We start from the raw sequence: 17,221 nt of genomic DNA, 5'->3' as shown, positions 1-17,221 counted from the left end.
TTAAGGAGTGTCGTACATGATCACAGCTTCTGCATCTGGAAAGTTATATATCGCAGGAGAATACGCTGTTGTAGAACCCGGTCATCCTGCCATTTTGGTAGCCATCGACCAGTTTATTACTGTTTCACTTGAAGCAACGACAGATATGGGAACAATTTTATCGAAGCAATATGGAAACCTGCCTGTCACTTGGAAAAGAGAAAATGATCGACTAGTATTGGACAAGCGTGAAAATCCGTTTCATTATATATTGGCAGCTATTGAAGTGACAGAAAGCTATGTCAAATCCTTTGGAAAAAAGCTTTCTTTTTACCACTTATCTGTCGATAGTGAATTAGACAGTTCCAATGGCCGGAAATACGGTCTCGGTTCCAGTGCCGCTGTTACCGTTGCCACAGTGAAAGGGATTTTGCGTTTTTACGGTTTGCAACATGAGTCTAATGAGAGAATATTCAAGCTAGCTGCCTTGGCACATTTAACGGTCAAAAGCAATGGATCGTGCGGTGATGTAGCTGCCAGCGTTTTTGGTGGATGGTTGGCTTTCACTACTTTCGATCCAAAATGGGTATTGGAAAAGCAACAGCAATTATCGGTTCGAGAAGTGGTTGAATTGGACTGGCCTCATTTGTCTTTTAAACCGTTGACACCCCCAGCAGAATTGCGTTTATTGATCGGCTGGACAGGATCTCCGGCGTCTACTTCTCATTTAGTGGATGAAGTAACGAATAAACGGACCCAAGATGCTCTCGCCTACAATGAATTCTTAAAAGCCAGTGCAGCTTGTGTCGAAGAAATGATTCGCGGCTTCGAAACAAACGATATTCCTAAAATACAAAATGAGATTCGTCACAACCGCTCTCTCTTGAAAAAAATGAGTCAATCGACTGGCGTGATTATCGAGACTCCTGCCTTGGCTCATTTGTGCAAGCTGGCGGAAGAATTTAATGGTGCAGCCAAATCTTCAGGAGCTGGCGGTGGAGACTGCGGAATTGTGATTTTTGATCGCAAAGATGGGGTTCTTTCATTGATCACAGCTTGGGAAGAACAAGGGATCACCAATTTGCCGTTGCATGTTTATACTAAAAATTAGTGGCTGCTAAGCCTACTCTAGAATCATTATCCAGCAGGAGGTTAACAATGGAGAAAAAAAACAATCGGAAAAACGAGCACGTTTCATTAGCGGAACATTTTTACACTGAAACGCACGAAACTGATTTTGACCACATCCGGTTTGTACATCATTCAATACCAGAGACCGGTACTCAGAAGATTGATTTGTCCACTTCTTTTGCCGGACTTTCGATGGCTCAGCCCTTTTACATTAATGCCATGACCGGCGGGAGCCCTTGGACAAAGAAAATCAACGAAAAATTAGCTGCTGTAGCAAGAGAAACTGGTCTGGCAATGGCTTCAGGTTCATTAAGTGCAGGTTTAAAAGACCCTTCTGTAGCCGATAGTTTTACGATCATTCGGGAAACGAATCCTAATGGACAAATTTTGGCTAATCTAGGCGGCGGACAGACCTTAGAAAATGCAAAAAAAGCTGTGGATTTGATTCAAGCCAATGCTTTGCAGATTCATTTGAACACCCCTCAAGAAATCGTGATGCCAGAAGGAGACAGAGATTTCTCTTCTTGGCTAACTAAATTGGAACAAATCGTAAACGGTGTGGATGTACCCGTCGTGGTGAAGGAAGTCGGCTTTGGAATGAGCCGTGAAACGATTCAACAATTGACATCGATTGGCGTAAAAACGATCGATGTCAGCGGAAAAGGTGGAACCAATTTTGCTCAGATCGAAAACTACCGCCGTACTCAGAATCCGATGGACTTCCTAGAAGATTGGGGTCAATCTACAACGATCTCACTTCTTGAAGCTCACCCCTTTATGGATACAACCGAAATATTGGCTTCGGGCGGTATCCGTACCCAAATGGATATCCTCAAAAGTTTAGCTCTCGGAGCTAAAGCAGCAGGTATTTCAGGTTACTTCTTACATTATATTTTGCAAAATGGTGTCGAAAAAACGATTGCACATGTTGAACAAATCAAAGAACAATTGGTTTCTGTGATGACTTTATTAGGCGCTGAATCGGTGGCTGATTTGCAACGGACAGATGTGATCATCACTGGCCCTGTAAAAGATTGGTGTGACGCAAGAGGCATTGATTTCCGATCTTTTGCGTGTAGAAATCGAATCTCATAAAAAGCACATAAAATTAGTAGTGCAGAAACCAAATGGGTTCATTCTGCACTACTAATTTTTGTTTTTACTGATGTGACGCTGTTAATCTTCAAGTGGGAGACTGATTTGGTGCCACTTGATGAGTAAGGTCATTTTATTCTTCAAGTGAGAGTTAAATTTTGGACCATTTGATCAGTAAAACCGTTTTATTGATCAAGTGAGAGATAAAATTTGCACCACTTAATCAATAAGACCACCTTATTCTTCAAGTGAGAACCAAATTTAACGCCACTTGATCAGTAAGACCACCTTATTCTTCAAGTGAGAACCAAATTTAACGCCACTTAATCAATAAGACCACCTTATTCTTCAAGTGAGAACCAAATTTAACGCCACTTGATCAATAAGACCACCTTATTCTTCAAGTGAGAACCAAATTTAACGCCACTTGATCAATAAGACCACCTTATTCTTCAAGTGAGAACCAAATTTAACGCCACTTGATCAGTAAGACCACCTTATTCTTCAAGTGAGAACCAAATTTAACGCCACTTGATCAATAAGACCACCTTATTCTTCAAGTGAGAACCAAATTTAACGCCACTTGATCAATAAGACCACCTTATTCTTCAAGTGAGAACCAAATTTAACGCCACTTGATCAGTGAGCCTATTAGACCTGCCCACCAAAAAGCTGGCAATAAAATAAACCTGTTCAAGATAAAGGTTCAACACCTCATCTTAAACAGGTCATTTAGCCTTAGTTTGACCAAGGCAATTGGTCGGTAATCGTTTGCGCAAATTGTTCATGGAATGAACGACTGGACATACGTTGTGCTTTTCTGGCTTCATATCCTTCACAAACAAACTTCTCTTCTTTAGTACTTGGTTCAACTAAAGGTACTAGCTGTTTTTTGCCTTTTTCTTTAGCGACAGCTACAAAAGTGATAAAGCTTGTAGCTGCCAAGTAACGTTCTCCACTAGATAGATCTTCACCCATTATTTTGCAAAAAACTTCCATCGAGGTCGATCCAACACCGGTCACGTAGCTTTCTATACAAACGGAATGATTTTCATTCAGCGGATGCAAGAAATCTAATGTATCCATTGAAGCAGTAACAACATCACTGCGACTGTGGCGTGAAGCGGATATGGATGCTGTATCATCAATATAACTCATTAAGCGTCCCCCAAATAAAGTCCGATGTGAGTTGACATCTCCGGGAAATACACGATGTGTCTGAATCACTTTTGATTCCCAACTTTTTTTTACTTCTCGATTTTGATCTGCCATACTAAAAGCCTCCATCTATTTTTCTACGCCCATTATAGCACGAAAGCTGTTTATGCAATTTCGTTTCCCATTATACAAGGATAGTACTTTTAGAAAAACCAAATCATAAAACTAATGCCGATAATGCCAAATACCATCGACCAGAGTAAGCTTTGAGTCTTATAGGCTATGTAAAAGACAAGCACTGTTGGCAGCAGTTTCACGTTTTCTATCGGATTTACGTTTACTTCGCTGTCCCAGAAAAAGACATCCGAAAAAACCAGCGCGGCAAAAATAGATACCGGTATAAAAGACATCCATTTAGCGAATTTTTTAGGAATTTGGCGATTACTGAGAACCAGCATCGGAACAAAACGGGGTAAATAAGTCACTACTGCCATTCCTGCAATCAACCCTAGTAAATTACTGTTCATTTTGAATCGTCGCTCCTTCTTCAGCTCTTTTCTTCTCTCTCTGTTCATCCAGCAAGTATCCCACAAAAGAAGCTAGAACTGCGGCAATGACTAATGAAATATTGTGCTGCAATACCATCATAAGAATGACGGCAAGCACACCAGACAGCAGCCCCACAAAAACAAAGATTTTAGAGACAAATTGATTCACCAGCATACATGTAAACATCGCGATCAATACATAATTCATAATGACGGTATTCATCGAAAAAGAACTTCCTATGTATCCCCCAACAACTGTACTCCCCACCCAGCTAAAGTAAGCTAATAGATTGGTAGACAAGGCTTCTTCCGGTCTCCATTCTTTATCCGTTTGAAATTGATTGTAATTGATGGCATAAGCTTCATCCGCTAAGGTATGACTAAACAACATTAAAAACGGCACCGAGCGCTTTTTAAAGAAAGGAGCTATACTGGAGCTCATCAACAAGTGCCTTAAGTTTAAAAAGAATGTCATGATCACGATAGAAGGCATTGCAGCTCCTGCAGAAAGCATAGATGCTGCCATAAATTGTCCTGCACCCGCAAAAACCAGTGTACTCATCAAAAAGATTCCCCATAATCCGATCCCTGCATCATACAGCAACATACCACAGGCTAGTCCTAAAGGAACATAACTGATCATAACAGGATAAATATTTTTGAAGCCTTCCAACCATACTGCTTTTCCCACTCTCTTCCCTCCATTTTACAAGTTTAAAAATCATTATAGCACAATCCATTTTATTTTTTCCGAGAAAGATGAATTATTGTCTTATTCGCTAAGATTTTTTGTATAATAAAATATATACCTTTAGAGAATTGGAGGGTCACAATGGAAACTACCTCGGTGCAAGCCCACAGCTTTGATGAAAAAAGCAATTTTATCAAATGGTTGGCCATCATTATCATGACAATTGATCATATTGGCGCCTATATTTTACCGCAATATGTGATACTGCGTGTCATCGGCAGAATCGCATTTCCCTTATTTTTGTACACTACTGTATTAGGCACACACCGTACACACAACTTTAAACGCTACCTGTTTCAATTACTGCTGTTTGGAATCATATCCATCCCCTTTACGTTAGGAAGAATCAACATTTTATTTTCATTGGCTTTGTTTGCTGTTTCGATGAAAGACAAACGCTTTTTTATTCCTTGCTTGATAGCAAGCTATTTTGTTGAATATGGTATCTACGGGTTTCTCTTGGGCTGGGCTATTTACATGTTAGTTTTTGAAAACCGGTATTTTGGAATCACAGCTTACCTTCTAATGCACATTCCAGAATTTGGAACAATCCAAATGTATGCCTTATTAGCCTTGATTCCAATACTGCTCCCTTTTCGTTTTCATGTGATACGAGTCCCTAAGTATTTGGGTTATGCTTATTACCCACTTCATTTAGCTATTATTCATTTCATCGCTCAATTATAGACGTGAATATGGTGTAAGGTGCGGAGTGTGGCTCCCAAAAGATTAGAGTAAAATCTAGCTTTTTGGAGGTTTTTTATGACAAATTTTAGTGAGTATTTGGGATGATTTAAACATCAAAGGGGAAATTGGTTTGATGAAGAACGGGGTTTGAACATCAAGGACAAAATTGCCTTGATGAAAAACGGGGTTTGAACATCATGGACAAAATCGCCTTGATGAAGAATGGCGTTTGAACATCAAGGACAAAATTGCCTTGATGAAAAACGGGGTTTGAACATCATGGACAAAATTGCCTTGATGAAGAACGGGGTTTGAACATCATGGACAAAATTGCCTTGATGAAGAACGGCGTTTGAACATCAAGGACAAAATGACCTTGATGTTCAAACCCCTTCCATCCTTCATTCGCTCATCAAACATACATTTCTTTCACTCTAAATAGAGCTTCCCACTAGAAGTACACATCGAGCGGTACAACATTAATCTATCAAAAGCAAAACTGGTTAGCTAACCGTATAGAACCAGAACCACAAATCGTTAGAAAAAAATCGATTGAGTATTGGGTTCTGTTTCTTTTAACGCAAGGAGCCTTTCGAAACACGTTTATAATGTTGGTGCAGACCGGTAAGAGCCCCAAACTTGTACACAAAAAGGAGATAGGATTGGTTGTCCTAACTCCTTTACTTAACTTTATGAGCAGCTTATTACTTCTTTATTCTCCAGATAAAACATCGTAAATCAATGGTAAAGGTTCAGCTGTATCCGCAATCGTAATGCACTCCCAAATCTTTTGTTCTACATCAGGGACTTCTTCTTGATTACTATGGATCGTTAATAAAGGTTCCCCTTTTTTAACTTGGTCTCCTACTTTTTTGTGCAACACTAATCCAACTGCTAGATCAATGTCACTTTCTTTAGTGGCACGTCCTGCACCTAACATCATAGAAGCAACTCCTAATTCGTCAGCTACTAATTCAGCTAAATAACCATCTTGGTTAGCTAACACTTCTGTTTGGTATGGCGCTTTAGGCAACAATTCTGGGTTATCTGCAACGTCTGGGTTTCCGCCTTGGGCTGCCACAAATGTTTTGAAAACTTCCAGTGCTTTCCCATTTTCTAAGTTTTCTTTCAAGATACTTCTGGCTTCATCAAGATCTTTACCAACTCCAGCTAAATGCGCCATTTGACTTCCCAAAGTTAAGCACAAATCTACCACATCTGCTGGTCCATGACCTTTTAAAGTATCGATAGCTTCTTGAACTTCTAATGCATTCCCGATCGCAAATCCTAAAGGCTGGCTCATATCCGAAATAACTGCCATCGTTTTTCTTCCCACATGATTTCCGATTTTTACCATTGCTTCTGCTAATTCGCGAGCAGCTTCAGGAGTCTTCATAAATGCACCGGCACCTGTTTTTACGTCCAATACGATCGCGTCAGCACCAGCTGCGATTTTTTTACTCATGATTGAGCTCGCGATCAATGGGATAGATTCTACTGTACTGGTTACATCTCTTAACGCATACAGTTTTTTGTCTGCAGGAGTTAAATTCCCGGATTGCCCTACAACGGCTACTTTATGTTGATTGACCTGTTCGACAAATTCTTCTTGGCTCAACTCCACATGAAATCCTGGAATAGCTTCTAATTTATCAATCGTACCACCAGTATGGCCTAATCCCCTACCGCTCATCTTTGCAATAGGAACTCCTACACTAGCTACTAATGGAGCTAAAATCAAGGTTGTCGTATCTCCTACTCCACCTGTTGAATGCTTGTCTACTTTGACACCTTCAATTTGAGACAAATCGATTTCATCTCCAGATTTCACCATGCTCATGGTTAAAGCTCCGCGTTCAGCGTCGGTCATGTCTTCAAAATAGATGGCCATCAACATCGCACTCATTTGGTAATCTGGTATTTCATCTGTTGTATATTGTTTTATCATCCATTGAATTTCTTCAGCGGACAACTCTTTCCCTTGTTGTTTTTTATGGATCAAATCTACCATTCTCACTTAATATCATCTCCTTATCGCTAGTACACAGTTATTTTACCACACTTCTAATAGAAACCGTTTTCTAACTTTTGAATATGAGAAGATTTTTACGCTTTTCTTCTGAAGAGCAGCCGCTTAGAATTCATTTCCTCGCACAAATGTCTAACAAAAAAGACTGAGGTTTTTAGCCTCAGTCCCAGCCTTACTGATTTGATCCGTTTGTTATCTAGCTTCTATAATTTCAACGCCTGATTCGCGCCCAACAATAATCGTATTGACACGGTCTAAAAACAATCCATGTTCTACAACTCCTGTTAAACTATCTAACCATTCAGCCAACTCATGAGGCTGCTTGATCGTTCCCATGTGCAAATCAATAATATAATGCCCAGCATCTGTAACCAATACTTCTTCATTAGCATCATTTCTGACAACTGGGTGATACCCTTTTTTCTCAAATAAACGATACAATTGCTGGCTACCGTAAGGAATCACTTCGATAGGTAGTGGAAAGGCACCTAATTGTTCAACCATTTTAGTTTCATCTACGATCCAGATCACTTTATTGGAATTATCGGCTACGATTTTTTCAAATAAATGAGCTGCACCGCCGCCTTTGATGCCTTGATAATCGCGGCTGATCTCATCTGCTCCATCTATCGTAATATCGATCCGATCGATTTCATCTACGCTTTTCAAAGGAATCCCTAATGCTTCAGCTTGTTCTTGGGTACGATTCGAAGTAGTCACACCAGTAATGTTCAACCCTTCTTTTACACGTCTCCCAATTGCTTCCACCATATAATACGCCGTTGATCCCGTTCCTAAACCAACTACCATACCCTCTTTCACAAACTCTGCTGCTTTTTCTCCAACCATTTGCTTTAAGTCCATTAGGCCATTCCCCTTTAGTTATTAGTTGATTACGCTGCATACACCAATTCGAAGCTTTCAAAAACCACTTCCATTTTCGTCGAAAACGTTTCTCCAGCAGATTGACATTCTCTTTTAAAGAACTCTTTATGAGCTTCCATCCAATAATCGACTGTACGATCACCTTCACCTTCTGCAATGGCGATTTCTTCTGTCACTTCATCAAATGGAAAGACAAAGACGTCTAAATTTTGTATGATTCCCACTGCTTGATCATTTCCATCTAGAATGACTGAATAAGCCCCAACTTGTGGCAAATCCGCTCCTTCAACATCATACAAGCGCTTCAAACTGCACGTCGCTGTTTTTAAACCTGATAACACTAAAGCAGCTAACTGATCTGCTAATTCTTTTGAATCTCCAAAAGCCCAAACATCATAATGCTCCGGTAAATTAGGAATCTGCTGATGAAAGCTTTCCCACAACTCTTTTGCTGATTCGTTCTCCATGTCTACACCTTAACCTTATCTATGAATCTACACTTTTAGCTGAAATACGATTTCTAAAGTATAGTTTTTTTCAAACATCACTCGTATTCTATCATACTATTTTTTTATTTGTTTGGAAACTTATTATAACATGTGATTCTGCTTAAGAATCTCTAACCATCATACTCTTTAATTTGAGCTTTAAAGAATGAAAAAAATACATCGGCCTTTGTAACAAAGACCGATGTATTGGCTGTTTATCAATTCCGATGCATTTTAAATTCCAAAAACAAATCATTGTAGATTCCAATATACTCTTGTCCTAAGTTTTCATAAACCTCTAAGTGTTCCATTGTTTCATCGGATGGGTAAAATTGCTCGTCCTCAATCATTTCAGTTGGCATCAATTCCATCGCTGACGTATTGGGTGTAGAATACCCAACATACTCTGCATTCTGAGCAGCATTTTCGGGCTCCAGCATAAAGTTGATAAAGGCATAGGCAGCCTCCACATTCTGAGCGGTTTTAGGAATGACAAAGTTGTCGAACCACAAATTGGACCCTTCAGGTGGAATCACGTAACGCAGATTTTCATTCTCCCACATCATATCCGCTACTTCTCCAGAAAAAGTTACAGCTACAGAACTTTCTTCTTGGATCATATACATTTTGATTTCATCAGCGACAACAGCTTTTACGTTTGCTGTCATTGAATCCAATTTTTCAGCGGCTTCAGCCAACTCAGCATCATTTTTAGAGTTTACCGAGTAACCTAAACTGTTCAGCGCCAACCCCATCACTTCTCTAGCTCCATCGATCAACATCACGTCATCTTTGAAACGCGGATCCCATAAGTCGTCCCAATGTTCAATGGAACCTTCTACGACAAATTGCGTGTTGTATACGATTCCTAAGGTTCCCCAAAAATAAGGAATAGAATAACGGTTTTCAGGATCAAAGGCCATGTCCAATAAGTCAGGATCCAAATGTTCTAATCCTTCGATTTTTGAATGATCCATTTCAATCAGCATATCTTCTTCGATCATCCGTTCAATCATGTATTCACTAGGTACCGCTAAATCATAGGCCGTTCCGCCTTGATTGACTTTGGTATACATTGCCTCGTTCGAATCAAACGTTTCATACGATACCACATACCCTGTTTCTTCTTCAAATTTAGTGATCAGATCGGGATCGATATAATCTCCCCAATTATACAAGTTCAACGTGTTATTTCCAGTGATCCCTTGAGCTTCGTCTAGTTTGTTGGAAGAATAGTAAAGCGCCCCACAGGCAACTAAGATCACTACGGCTAGTGTAACTAATCGTTTCATAGCATCGTCACCGCCTCTTTACCTTTTCTTCCATGCTGCTGCTTATGTTTTTTGCTGATGCTGTATTGTTGGATAAAGTAATAGCCCACTACTAAAATCAATGCAAACAAGAACATCAATGTGCTTAATGCGTTGATCTCTAAGGATACTCCTTGGCGAGCACGAGAATAGATCTCTACTGCGAGTGTACTGAAGCCATTTCCAGTTACGAAAAAGGTCACCGCAAAATCATCTAAAGAATACGTAAAGGCCATAAAATAGCCCGCTAAAATTCCAGGAGTGATTGCTGGCAATATGATTTTAGTCAAGACTTGCCAGTTATTTGCCCCTAAATCGTGTGCCGCTTTGATCATCGTCGGATTCATTTCTTGCAATTTTGGCAAGACCATCAATACAACGATCGGAATACTGAACGCAACATGCGACAATAGAACGGAAGCAAAACCTAATCTAAAACCAATAAACGTGAACAGGATTAAGAAGCTTGCTCCAATGATAACATCTGGAGAAACCATCAATATGTTGTTCATACTCAACAAGGTATTGCGTGTCTTTCGATTTTTCATCAAATACACTCCAATAGCGCCTAATGTTCCAATAATCGTTGCTAACAACGAAGACAGCAAAGCGACCAATAATGTATCTAACACGATTCCCATTAAACGAGTATCCTCAAAAACAGCAGTGTAATTGTCCCAAGTAAATCCCGTAAAAGAAGTCATTGTTCCGCCATCATTGAAAGAATAAAATATCAAATACATAATGGGAGCATACAATAAGACGAAAACAAGCAGTAGATAAAGATTCGTCCATTTAAATGTCTTTTTTGCCATTATTTATGCAACGCTCCCTTCTTTTTCTTTTCTCCCGTCAGCAGCATCATTAAGAACATCGCTACGATCAAAACTACTCCAATCGTAGAACCCATTCCCCAATTTTCAGTCACTAAGAAGTGTTGTTCAATCGCTGTCCCTAATGTGATGACGCGATTTCCTCCAATTAATCTGGTCAGCATAAATAAAGATAATGAAGGAATGAAAACGGCTTGTACTCCACTTTTGACTCCATTCAATGACAAAGGAAAAATGACTCGTCTGAAGGTCTCCCAGTTATTGGCTCCTAAATCAGAACTCGCTTTCATATAAGAGGGATTCATTTCTTCCAGTGCATTGTAAATCGGCAAGATCATAAACGGAATTTCAATGTAGGAAGCGACCAGCAAAAAACTAACGTCTGTAAATAAAATTTGCTGACGCCCAATTCCAGTAAACACCAAGAAATCATTGATTGTTCCATTCATACTGAATATTCCAATAAAAGTATAGGCTTTTAACAACAAATTGATCCATGTAGGTAAGATGATCAGCAGCAACCACAATTGTTTATGCTTCGTTCTCACCAATAAATAAGCTGTAGGATAACTGATCAGTAAAGTAAATAAAGTAATCAAGAACGCATAGAATATCGAATTGAAGGTCATGGTTAGATAAGTGCCTGATTGAAAATAAGCAGCATAATTGGCAAACGTAAAATTGCCTTGGATATCAAAAAATGATTGATACAAAATCAACACTAAAGGAGCTACCACAAATAAAAGCAGCCACATCGAATACGGCGCAAAATAAAACGCTTTTGTTTGTTTCATATCCGTTTCCCTCCTATTCCTCTTCGTAACTTTCTAAACGAGCATCAAATTCTTTTTCAGTTTCTCCAAATCTCATAACATGGATATCTTCTGGACCAAAATGCAATCCTACCATTTCGCCAACTACAGCTTTCTTAGTAGAATGAACCATCCATTCATTTCCTTCTGCATCGTATCCGATGATTTCATAATGCACCCCGCGGAATAATTGGGTGTCCACCTTGACCGTCAATTTCCCTTTGTCTGTCGTCGTCAACGCTAAATCTTCTGGACGAATCACCACTTCTACTTTTTCATTCGGCGACATCCCTGCATCAACACATTCAAATGTGCGACCGACAAATGAAATTTCATAGTCTTGAATCATTGTTCCTTCTACGATGTTGCTTTCCCCAATAAAATCCGCCACATAACGGTTGATCGGTTCATCATAAATATCTACCGGTGTTCCGCTTTGAACGATCTTGCCTTCTTTCATCACAAAAATTTCGTCGCTCATAGCTAATGCTTCTTCTTGATCATGAGTGACAAAGATAAACGTGATGCCCAATCGTTGCTGCAATTCACGCAATTCATATTGCATATCGGTTCTTAATTTCAGGTCTAATGCCGATAACGGTTCGTCTAGTAACAATACATCTGGTTCATTAACTAAGGCACGAGCGATAGCCACCCGTTGGCGCTGACCACCAGACATTTCACTGATGGCGCGATTTTCGTAGCCAGATAAACGCATCATTTTTAAGACTGCTGCTACTTTTTCTTTGATCGTTTTGTTGTCTAATTTTTTGATTCTCAAACCAAATGCAATGTTCTCAAATACACTCATGTGCGGGAACAACGCATAATCTTGAAAAACGGTATTGACTGTACGTTTATTGGGAGGAATATCATTTACTTTTTCACCGTTAATGGTAATCAACCCATCAGAAACTTCCGTAAATCCAGCAATCAAATTTAAAATGGTTGTTTTTCCACAACCGGATGGTCCTAACAAGGTATAAAATTTTCCCCGCTCAATATCAAAAGTGATATTTTTTAAAATAACGTCATCTTCATACTGTTTTTTTACATTTTTAAACGTAATAATAGCATTTTCTGGCATTTTTACTATTCTCCTTTTTGTTCCAATCTAGTGGATCTTTTTTTGAAATACAAGTAGAAAGCTTCTGGAGTCTACAGATAGGATTCTGTAACGACCATCAATAACCGGCTTTCTCCATCTGCTTGATTAAATATTTGGTGAGTATCATTAGCATGGTAATAAATCGCATCGCCTTTTTTGGCATAGTATCGATTCATCCCAATTTCGATACACACTGCTCCTTTTGTCACATAAGCAAAGGTTTCTGCCATAGAAGGAGAAAATTCTTTGAAGGCTCCATTTTTTTCCAATGTCAATTGGATAGGTTCCATTTCATTTTCATTGGATTCTGGAACAAGCCATTGGATCGTATATTGTCCATCCACAGCTTCGTAATGAGTGTGCTCATCCTTTTTGTAGACCACTCGCTGTTCCTCTTGTTCTTCGTCAAAGAAATCTTTTGGACTGCAACCCAGAACTTCCAGCATATCAAAAAAAACATCCATTGAAGGCATACTTAAATCTCTTTCTACTTGAGAAATATATCCTTTGCTTAGATTCGTTCGTTCTGCCAATTCCTCTTGTGTAAGATTTTTTTGGATCCGTAAATTCTTTATTCGCGTGCCTATTTCCATTTTTTTACACCCTTTTTTGTTTACTATCATTAAACTAAATAGCACAAAAGTATTCTGTCACTAATTATTTTGTTTAGTAAAACCTCTTCTTATTATAGATAATTTGGACAAAAATGCAATAAAAAAAACTAAAAAACAGAGAGATTCTGTTTTTTAGTCCTAATTCGTTCCAATGGCTTCTCTTTTATTGTAATGTGTCGTCTCTACCTTCTATTAAGCAAGTTCTTTTACCAGGTCTTCCCCAATAATTCTTACTTCCGTTTCTAATTGCACCTTGTTTACTTTAAGGATGACTTCTTTGATGTGTTCGATCAATTCGATATAATCTGTGGCTGTAGCATGATTGATATTTACGATAAAACCTGCATGTTTTTCGGATATTTGTGCACCGCCCCAGATTAAACCTTGTAAGCCAGCTTCTTGGATCAATTTGCCTGTAAAATACCCCGTTGGACGCTTGAACACACTCCCACATGATGGATACTCTAAAGGTTGTTTAGACTCTCTTAAAGCAGTCAATTCATCCATTCGCTCTTTAATAGCCTTTTTCTTACCATTTTCAAGAGAAAATACTACTTCCAACACAATATCATGGCTCTGTTGGATGGCACTGTGACGGTAACTGAATTCTAAGTCCTTATTTTTCACTGTTTTTACTTCACCTTCAAGCGTTAGCACCGTGACTGATTCAATGGATTCGCTGACTTCTCCATCGTAAGCTCCAGCATTCATGTAAACTGCACCACCGATACTGCCTGGAATACCGCAAGCGAATTCCAAACCTGTCAAACCGGCTTCATAAGCTTCATTAGAAGTATCGATTAAACGAGCACCACTTTGAACGATAATTTTTTTATGCTCCACTTGAATACGTTTCATTTTTGTTAAGATCATCACTACACCACGTATTCCGCCATCTTTGACAATAAGATTGCTGGCATTGCCCAACACAGTTAGAGGCAATTGTTCCCTATTTACCCACTGTACGACGTTTGTGACTTCTTCAATAGTTGTGGGGAAAACCAGCACATCAGCTGGACCTCCAGTTTTAGTGTAGGTGTATAGTGATAGTGGTTCATTTTCTTTTATAATTAAATCAGGAATTTGTTTTTTTAATTCTTCGATTACCATAGTATTTAAATACCCTTTCCTATGAATAGAGCAAATACTCTACTTTTTAATGATCCCAAGTAATGTTTTCATTAGGGATGTCTCTTGCCTGTTTTTTAGTTTACCATGCAAAGATGTATTTTTGTAGCTTGTCTTACTATAACAATCAAAATTTTAATTCTTTTAGAATAACTTTTGAACAAAAAAAGATGTGCTAGGTTCTGTCCCATCACATCTTCGCTTGATTTGTGCTCTTAAACGCGTTGCGCAAGGCAGCTCACACTACCAAAATCCAAACGACGAGAGTTAGGTAAAGAACACCTAACTCTCGTCGTTTGGATTTTGTCCGGTGAGCTAAACGCCTTGCTCCACGCTCTCTATTTTAGTTTATTCAAGTAGTCGTAGCGTTCAAATATTTCAGATTCTGCAATCCCAACCAAGACAGTACCTTGTTCAATTTGGTAGTCTGGGCTAAAGGATACATCCATTCGTTTTTGAGAAGATTTTCGCACTCCGATAATATTGATTTCGTATCGTTTTCTTAAATCCAATTCATCGAATGTTTTCCCTACCCAAGGAGCAGGCGGAATAAACTCGATTACAGCATAGTCTTCATCCAAGTCAACAATATCCGTGATATGTCTTCTTAACACACTTTTTGCCACACGAGTCCCTGCTTCTTTTTCCGGACGAATAACCTTAGTTGCCCCTATCTCAAGCAGTACTTCCATAAAAGATTTATTTTTTGCTTTTGCAACAATCGTAGCGATCCCTAATTTTTTACAGTTCATGACAGCTAAAACACTTGCCTCTAAACTAGTCCCTGTAGCTACTACTACCACATCACAATTTTCGAGTCCTACACTTTGTAAAAAATCCAAGTCTGTGATATTCCCCTGTACAGCTTGTGTTACATAAGGTTCTACGCGTTCAACATTGTCTATATCGATATCAATTGCAATCACTTCACAATCAAAATCATTCAATTCTTTCGCTATTGATGATCCAAAGACTCCCAGCCCCAGTACACCAATTGTTCTTACTGCCATATTCTTATCTCCTATCCAATTAAAATAGTTGTTTTCGCATATAATTTGTCTTTTGTCTTTTTATTGTTTCTGATTAAACCTAATAGTATAGTGATTGGTCCAATTCTACCAACATACATCAAAATCATCAACACAATATGGCTGATATCTGACAACTCAGGTGTTAAATTTACACTGACCCCTACTGTTGCTAAGGCAGAAACGGCTTCAAACAGTAAATACAAGAAGGGTTGGTCTTCAACCAGCATCAAAATACTTACACCCATTACTAGAAAAGCACAGAATGTAGCTACAACAACGATCGCACGACGTACGATTTCGATTGGAATCGTGTGGTGTGCGTAATTGATGTGTTTTTGCCCCTTGACCTCATTAATAATCAACAGAACAATCAAAGCAAATGTAGTTGTTTTGATACCACCGGCTGCACCTCCAGGAGACCCTCCGATAAACATTGTAAAAATGAAGAATAATAAAGTAAAAGGTTCTACCAGTTCATAATCCAATGTAGCAAAACCAGCTGTTCTCATTATTACTGTTTGAAATAGAGAAGCCATCACCTTGTCCCCAAATGAAAAATTTCCAATGGAGTCTGGGTTGTTCCATTCGACTAATAAGAAAACCAGAGTACCTGTTACAATCAAAATAAGTGTCACATTAATAGCTAAACGCGTATGAATCTTTAACAACCGATAAGCACGTTTCCAACCGTGCTGAAATTTATTTTTTACAATGGATTGAAGGTTGTGTGTGACGTCAAACCAAACTGAAAAACCAATACCGCCTAAAATAACCAGCGAAATAATAACTAGATTGACTAAAGAATCATGCGCATACTCTTGTAGACTAATAGCTCCGATATTGTCGAAACCAGCATTACAAAATCCAGAAACCGCTAGAAATAAAGAGACAAATAGCCCTTTAGCCCATCCGAATTCTGGTACAAATCTAAAAGATAACAGCAGCATTCCTGTTCCTTCAATAGTCATTGTATATTTAATGATGGAAGCTAAATAAGTATTAAAATTGCTTAATTCATCTCTATTAAGAGCTTCTTTTACAGCTATAGTATCCGAATAGCTGATTTTTCTTCCTATTCTTAAGATAAAAGTTGCCAATATAGTCATCAGACCCAGTCCACCTATTTGCATCAAAACGATACAAACGATTTGGCCAAACACCGTATAAGACGCTGCCACAGGCAATGTAAATAATCCCGTCACGCATACCATGGATACCGCTGTAAATAAGTTATCAAAATAAGTGGTTTGTGATGTTTCCAGATTGCTGATGGGCAGTGTTAACAGCAGTGATCCTGCAAAAATAACTATTGCAAAACTAATAGCAATCTTTAAAGCTGGAGGTACCTCCCTAATCTTTTTTGCAGACATTCCCTTCTCCTCTTTCATTCATACTTTATCAAGTTCTCATGTATTATATTCTTATTCGCATAAAAGTAAAGCAAATTCTTTCCTCAAAAAAAGTTTTTTTACACTCTTTTTTTCGAAGGTAAATCTCTTATTGATTATTTTTTTACTCAGTTTGTAAGTTTGTGCGATTCGTTTACTCTATGCCACAATTAGATAAGGATTGTTTCGGATTAAACTAAAGCACTAAACATCGAAAAAGGAGCCCGACTAATGAGGTTCTGACTA

The 17,221-nt window shown here is 38.7% G+C and carries 17 protein-coding genes; 3 read left to right on the top strand and 14 right to left on the bottom strand.

The annotated features are described in order from the left end of the window. Positions 1-16: 16 nt before the first annotated feature. Together ACEN36_RS04600 and fni are read left to right on the top strand one after the other, a co-directional pair. On the top strand, positions 17-1,090 hold the full coding sequence (locus tag ACEN36_RS04600) for a phosphomevalonate kinase (protein WP_407126042.1): 1,074 nt from the start codon (positions 17-19) through the stop codon (positions 1,088-1,090). A gap of 47 nt (positions 1,091-1,137) precedes the next feature. Further along, on the top strand, positions 1,138-2,205 hold the full coding sequence (gene fni / locus ACEN36_RS04595) for a type 2 isopentenyl-diphosphate Delta-isomerase (protein WP_407126041.1): 1,068 nt from the start codon (positions 1,138-1,140) through the stop codon (positions 2,203-2,205). 738 nt (positions 2,206-2,943) lie between these two features. Here fni and ACEN36_RS04590 read toward each other — a convergent pair. The 3 genes from ACEN36_RS04590 to ACEN36_RS04580 form a co-directional block, all read right to left on the bottom strand. Continuing rightward, on the bottom strand, positions 2,944-3,477 hold the full coding sequence (locus ACEN36_RS04590; protein WP_207558071.1) for an acyl-CoA thioesterase: 534 nt from the start codon (positions 3,475-3,477) through the stop codon (positions 2,944-2,946). A gap of 89 nt (positions 3,478-3,566) precedes the next feature. Continuing rightward, entirely contained in the window at positions 3,567-3,890 is a 324-nt protein-coding gene (locus tag ACEN36_RS04585; protein ID WP_407097170.1) for an AzlD domain-containing protein, read from the bottom strand. Next, positions 3,880-4,602 carry an AzlC family ABC transporter permease gene (locus ACEN36_RS04580; RefSeq protein WP_407097169.1) on the bottom strand — a complete coding sequence of 241 codons (723 nt, stop codon included), beginning with the start codon at positions 4,600-4,602 and terminating at the stop codon, positions 3,880-3,882. The genes ACEN36_RS04585 and ACEN36_RS04580 overlap by 11 nt, the downstream gene beginning before the upstream one ends. Positions 4,603-4,743: 141 nt before the next feature. Between ACEN36_RS04580 and ACEN36_RS04575 the strand changes: the two genes are divergently transcribed. Continuing rightward, positions 4,744-5,349, top strand: coding sequence for a TraX family protein (locus ACEN36_RS04575; protein ID WP_407097168.1), 606 nt, complete (start codon positions 4,744-4,746; stop codon positions 5,347-5,349). A 712-nt stretch (positions 5,350-6,061) separates the two neighbouring features. Here the strand turns inward: ACEN36_RS04575 and ACEN36_RS04570 are convergent. The 11 genes from ACEN36_RS04570 to ACEN36_RS04520 form a co-directional block, all read right to left on the bottom strand. Then, positions 6,062-7,366 carry a pyrimidine-nucleoside phosphorylase gene (locus ACEN36_RS04570; RefSeq protein ID WP_407097167.1) on the bottom strand — a complete coding sequence of 435 codons (1,305 nt, stop codon included), beginning with the start codon at positions 7,364-7,366 and terminating at the stop codon, positions 6,062-6,064. A 204-nt stretch (positions 7,367-7,570) separates the two neighbouring features. Next, entirely contained in the window at positions 7,571-8,242 is a 672-nt protein-coding gene (gene rpiA / locus ACEN36_RS04565; RefSeq protein WP_407097166.1) for a ribose-5-phosphate isomerase RpiA, read from the bottom strand. Positions 8,243-8,271: 29 nt separating this feature from the next. Continuing rightward, positions 8,272-8,730, bottom strand: coding sequence for an ASCH domain-containing protein (locus ACEN36_RS04560; protein ID WP_407097165.1), 459 nt, complete (start codon positions 8,728-8,730; stop codon positions 8,272-8,274). A 239-nt stretch (positions 8,731-8,969) separates the two neighbouring features. Continuing rightward, complete coding sequence (locus tag ACEN36_RS04555; protein WP_407126040.1) at positions 8,970-10,043, bottom strand: ABC transporter substrate-binding protein; 1,074 nt, start codon at positions 10,041-10,043, stop codon at positions 8,970-8,972. After that, on the bottom strand, positions 10,040-10,876 hold the full coding sequence (locus ACEN36_RS04550) for an ABC transporter permease (protein ID WP_407126039.1): 837 nt from the start codon (positions 10,874-10,876) through the stop codon (positions 10,040-10,042). The genes ACEN36_RS04555 and ACEN36_RS04550 overlap by 4 nt, the downstream gene beginning before the upstream one ends. Beyond that, a complete protein-coding gene (locus ACEN36_RS04545; protein WP_079650589.1) occupies positions 10,876-11,688 on the bottom strand; it encodes an ABC transporter permease in 813 nt (270 codons plus the stop codon). The genes ACEN36_RS04550 and ACEN36_RS04545 overlap by 1 nt, the downstream gene beginning before the upstream one ends. Positions 11,689-11,701: 13 nt before the next feature. Beyond that, the gene (locus ACEN36_RS04540; protein WP_407097161.1) at positions 11,702-12,793 is read right to left on the bottom strand and encodes an ABC transporter ATP-binding protein; all 1,092 of its coding nucleotides are present in this window, start codon (positions 12,791-12,793) and stop codon (positions 11,702-11,704) included. A 71-nt stretch (positions 12,794-12,864) separates the two neighbouring features. Continuing rightward, a complete protein-coding gene (locus ACEN36_RS04535) occupies positions 12,865-13,407 on the bottom strand; it encodes a helix-turn-helix domain-containing protein (protein WP_407097160.1) in 543 nt (180 codons plus the stop codon). 213 nt (positions 13,408-13,620) lie between these two features. Next, complete coding sequence (gene murB, locus ACEN36_RS04530; protein WP_407097159.1) at positions 13,621-14,538, bottom strand: UDP-N-acetylmuramate dehydrogenase; 918 nt, start codon at positions 14,536-14,538, stop codon at positions 13,621-13,623. Between the two features lie 356 nt (positions 14,539-14,894). Then, positions 14,895-15,566 carry a potassium channel family protein gene (locus tag ACEN36_RS04525; protein WP_407126038.1) on the bottom strand — a complete coding sequence of 224 codons (672 nt, stop codon included), beginning with the start codon at positions 15,564-15,566 and terminating at the stop codon, positions 14,895-14,897. Positions 15,567-15,577: 11 nt separating this feature from the next. Then, positions 15,578-16,957, bottom strand: a complete 1,380-nt coding sequence (locus ACEN36_RS04520) for a TrkH family potassium uptake protein (protein WP_407097157.1) — start codon at positions 16,955-16,957, stop codon at positions 15,578-15,580. Positions 16,958-17,221 lie beyond the last annotated feature (264 nt).

It is taken from the genome of Desemzia sp. FAM 23989, from assembly GCF_045528345.1.
GTDB lineage: Bacteria > Bacillota > Bacilli > Lactobacillales > Carnobacteriaceae > Desemzia.
The sequence above is the reverse complement of the archived record's forward strand: the minus strand, read 5'-3'. Positions and strand labels throughout refer to the sequence as shown.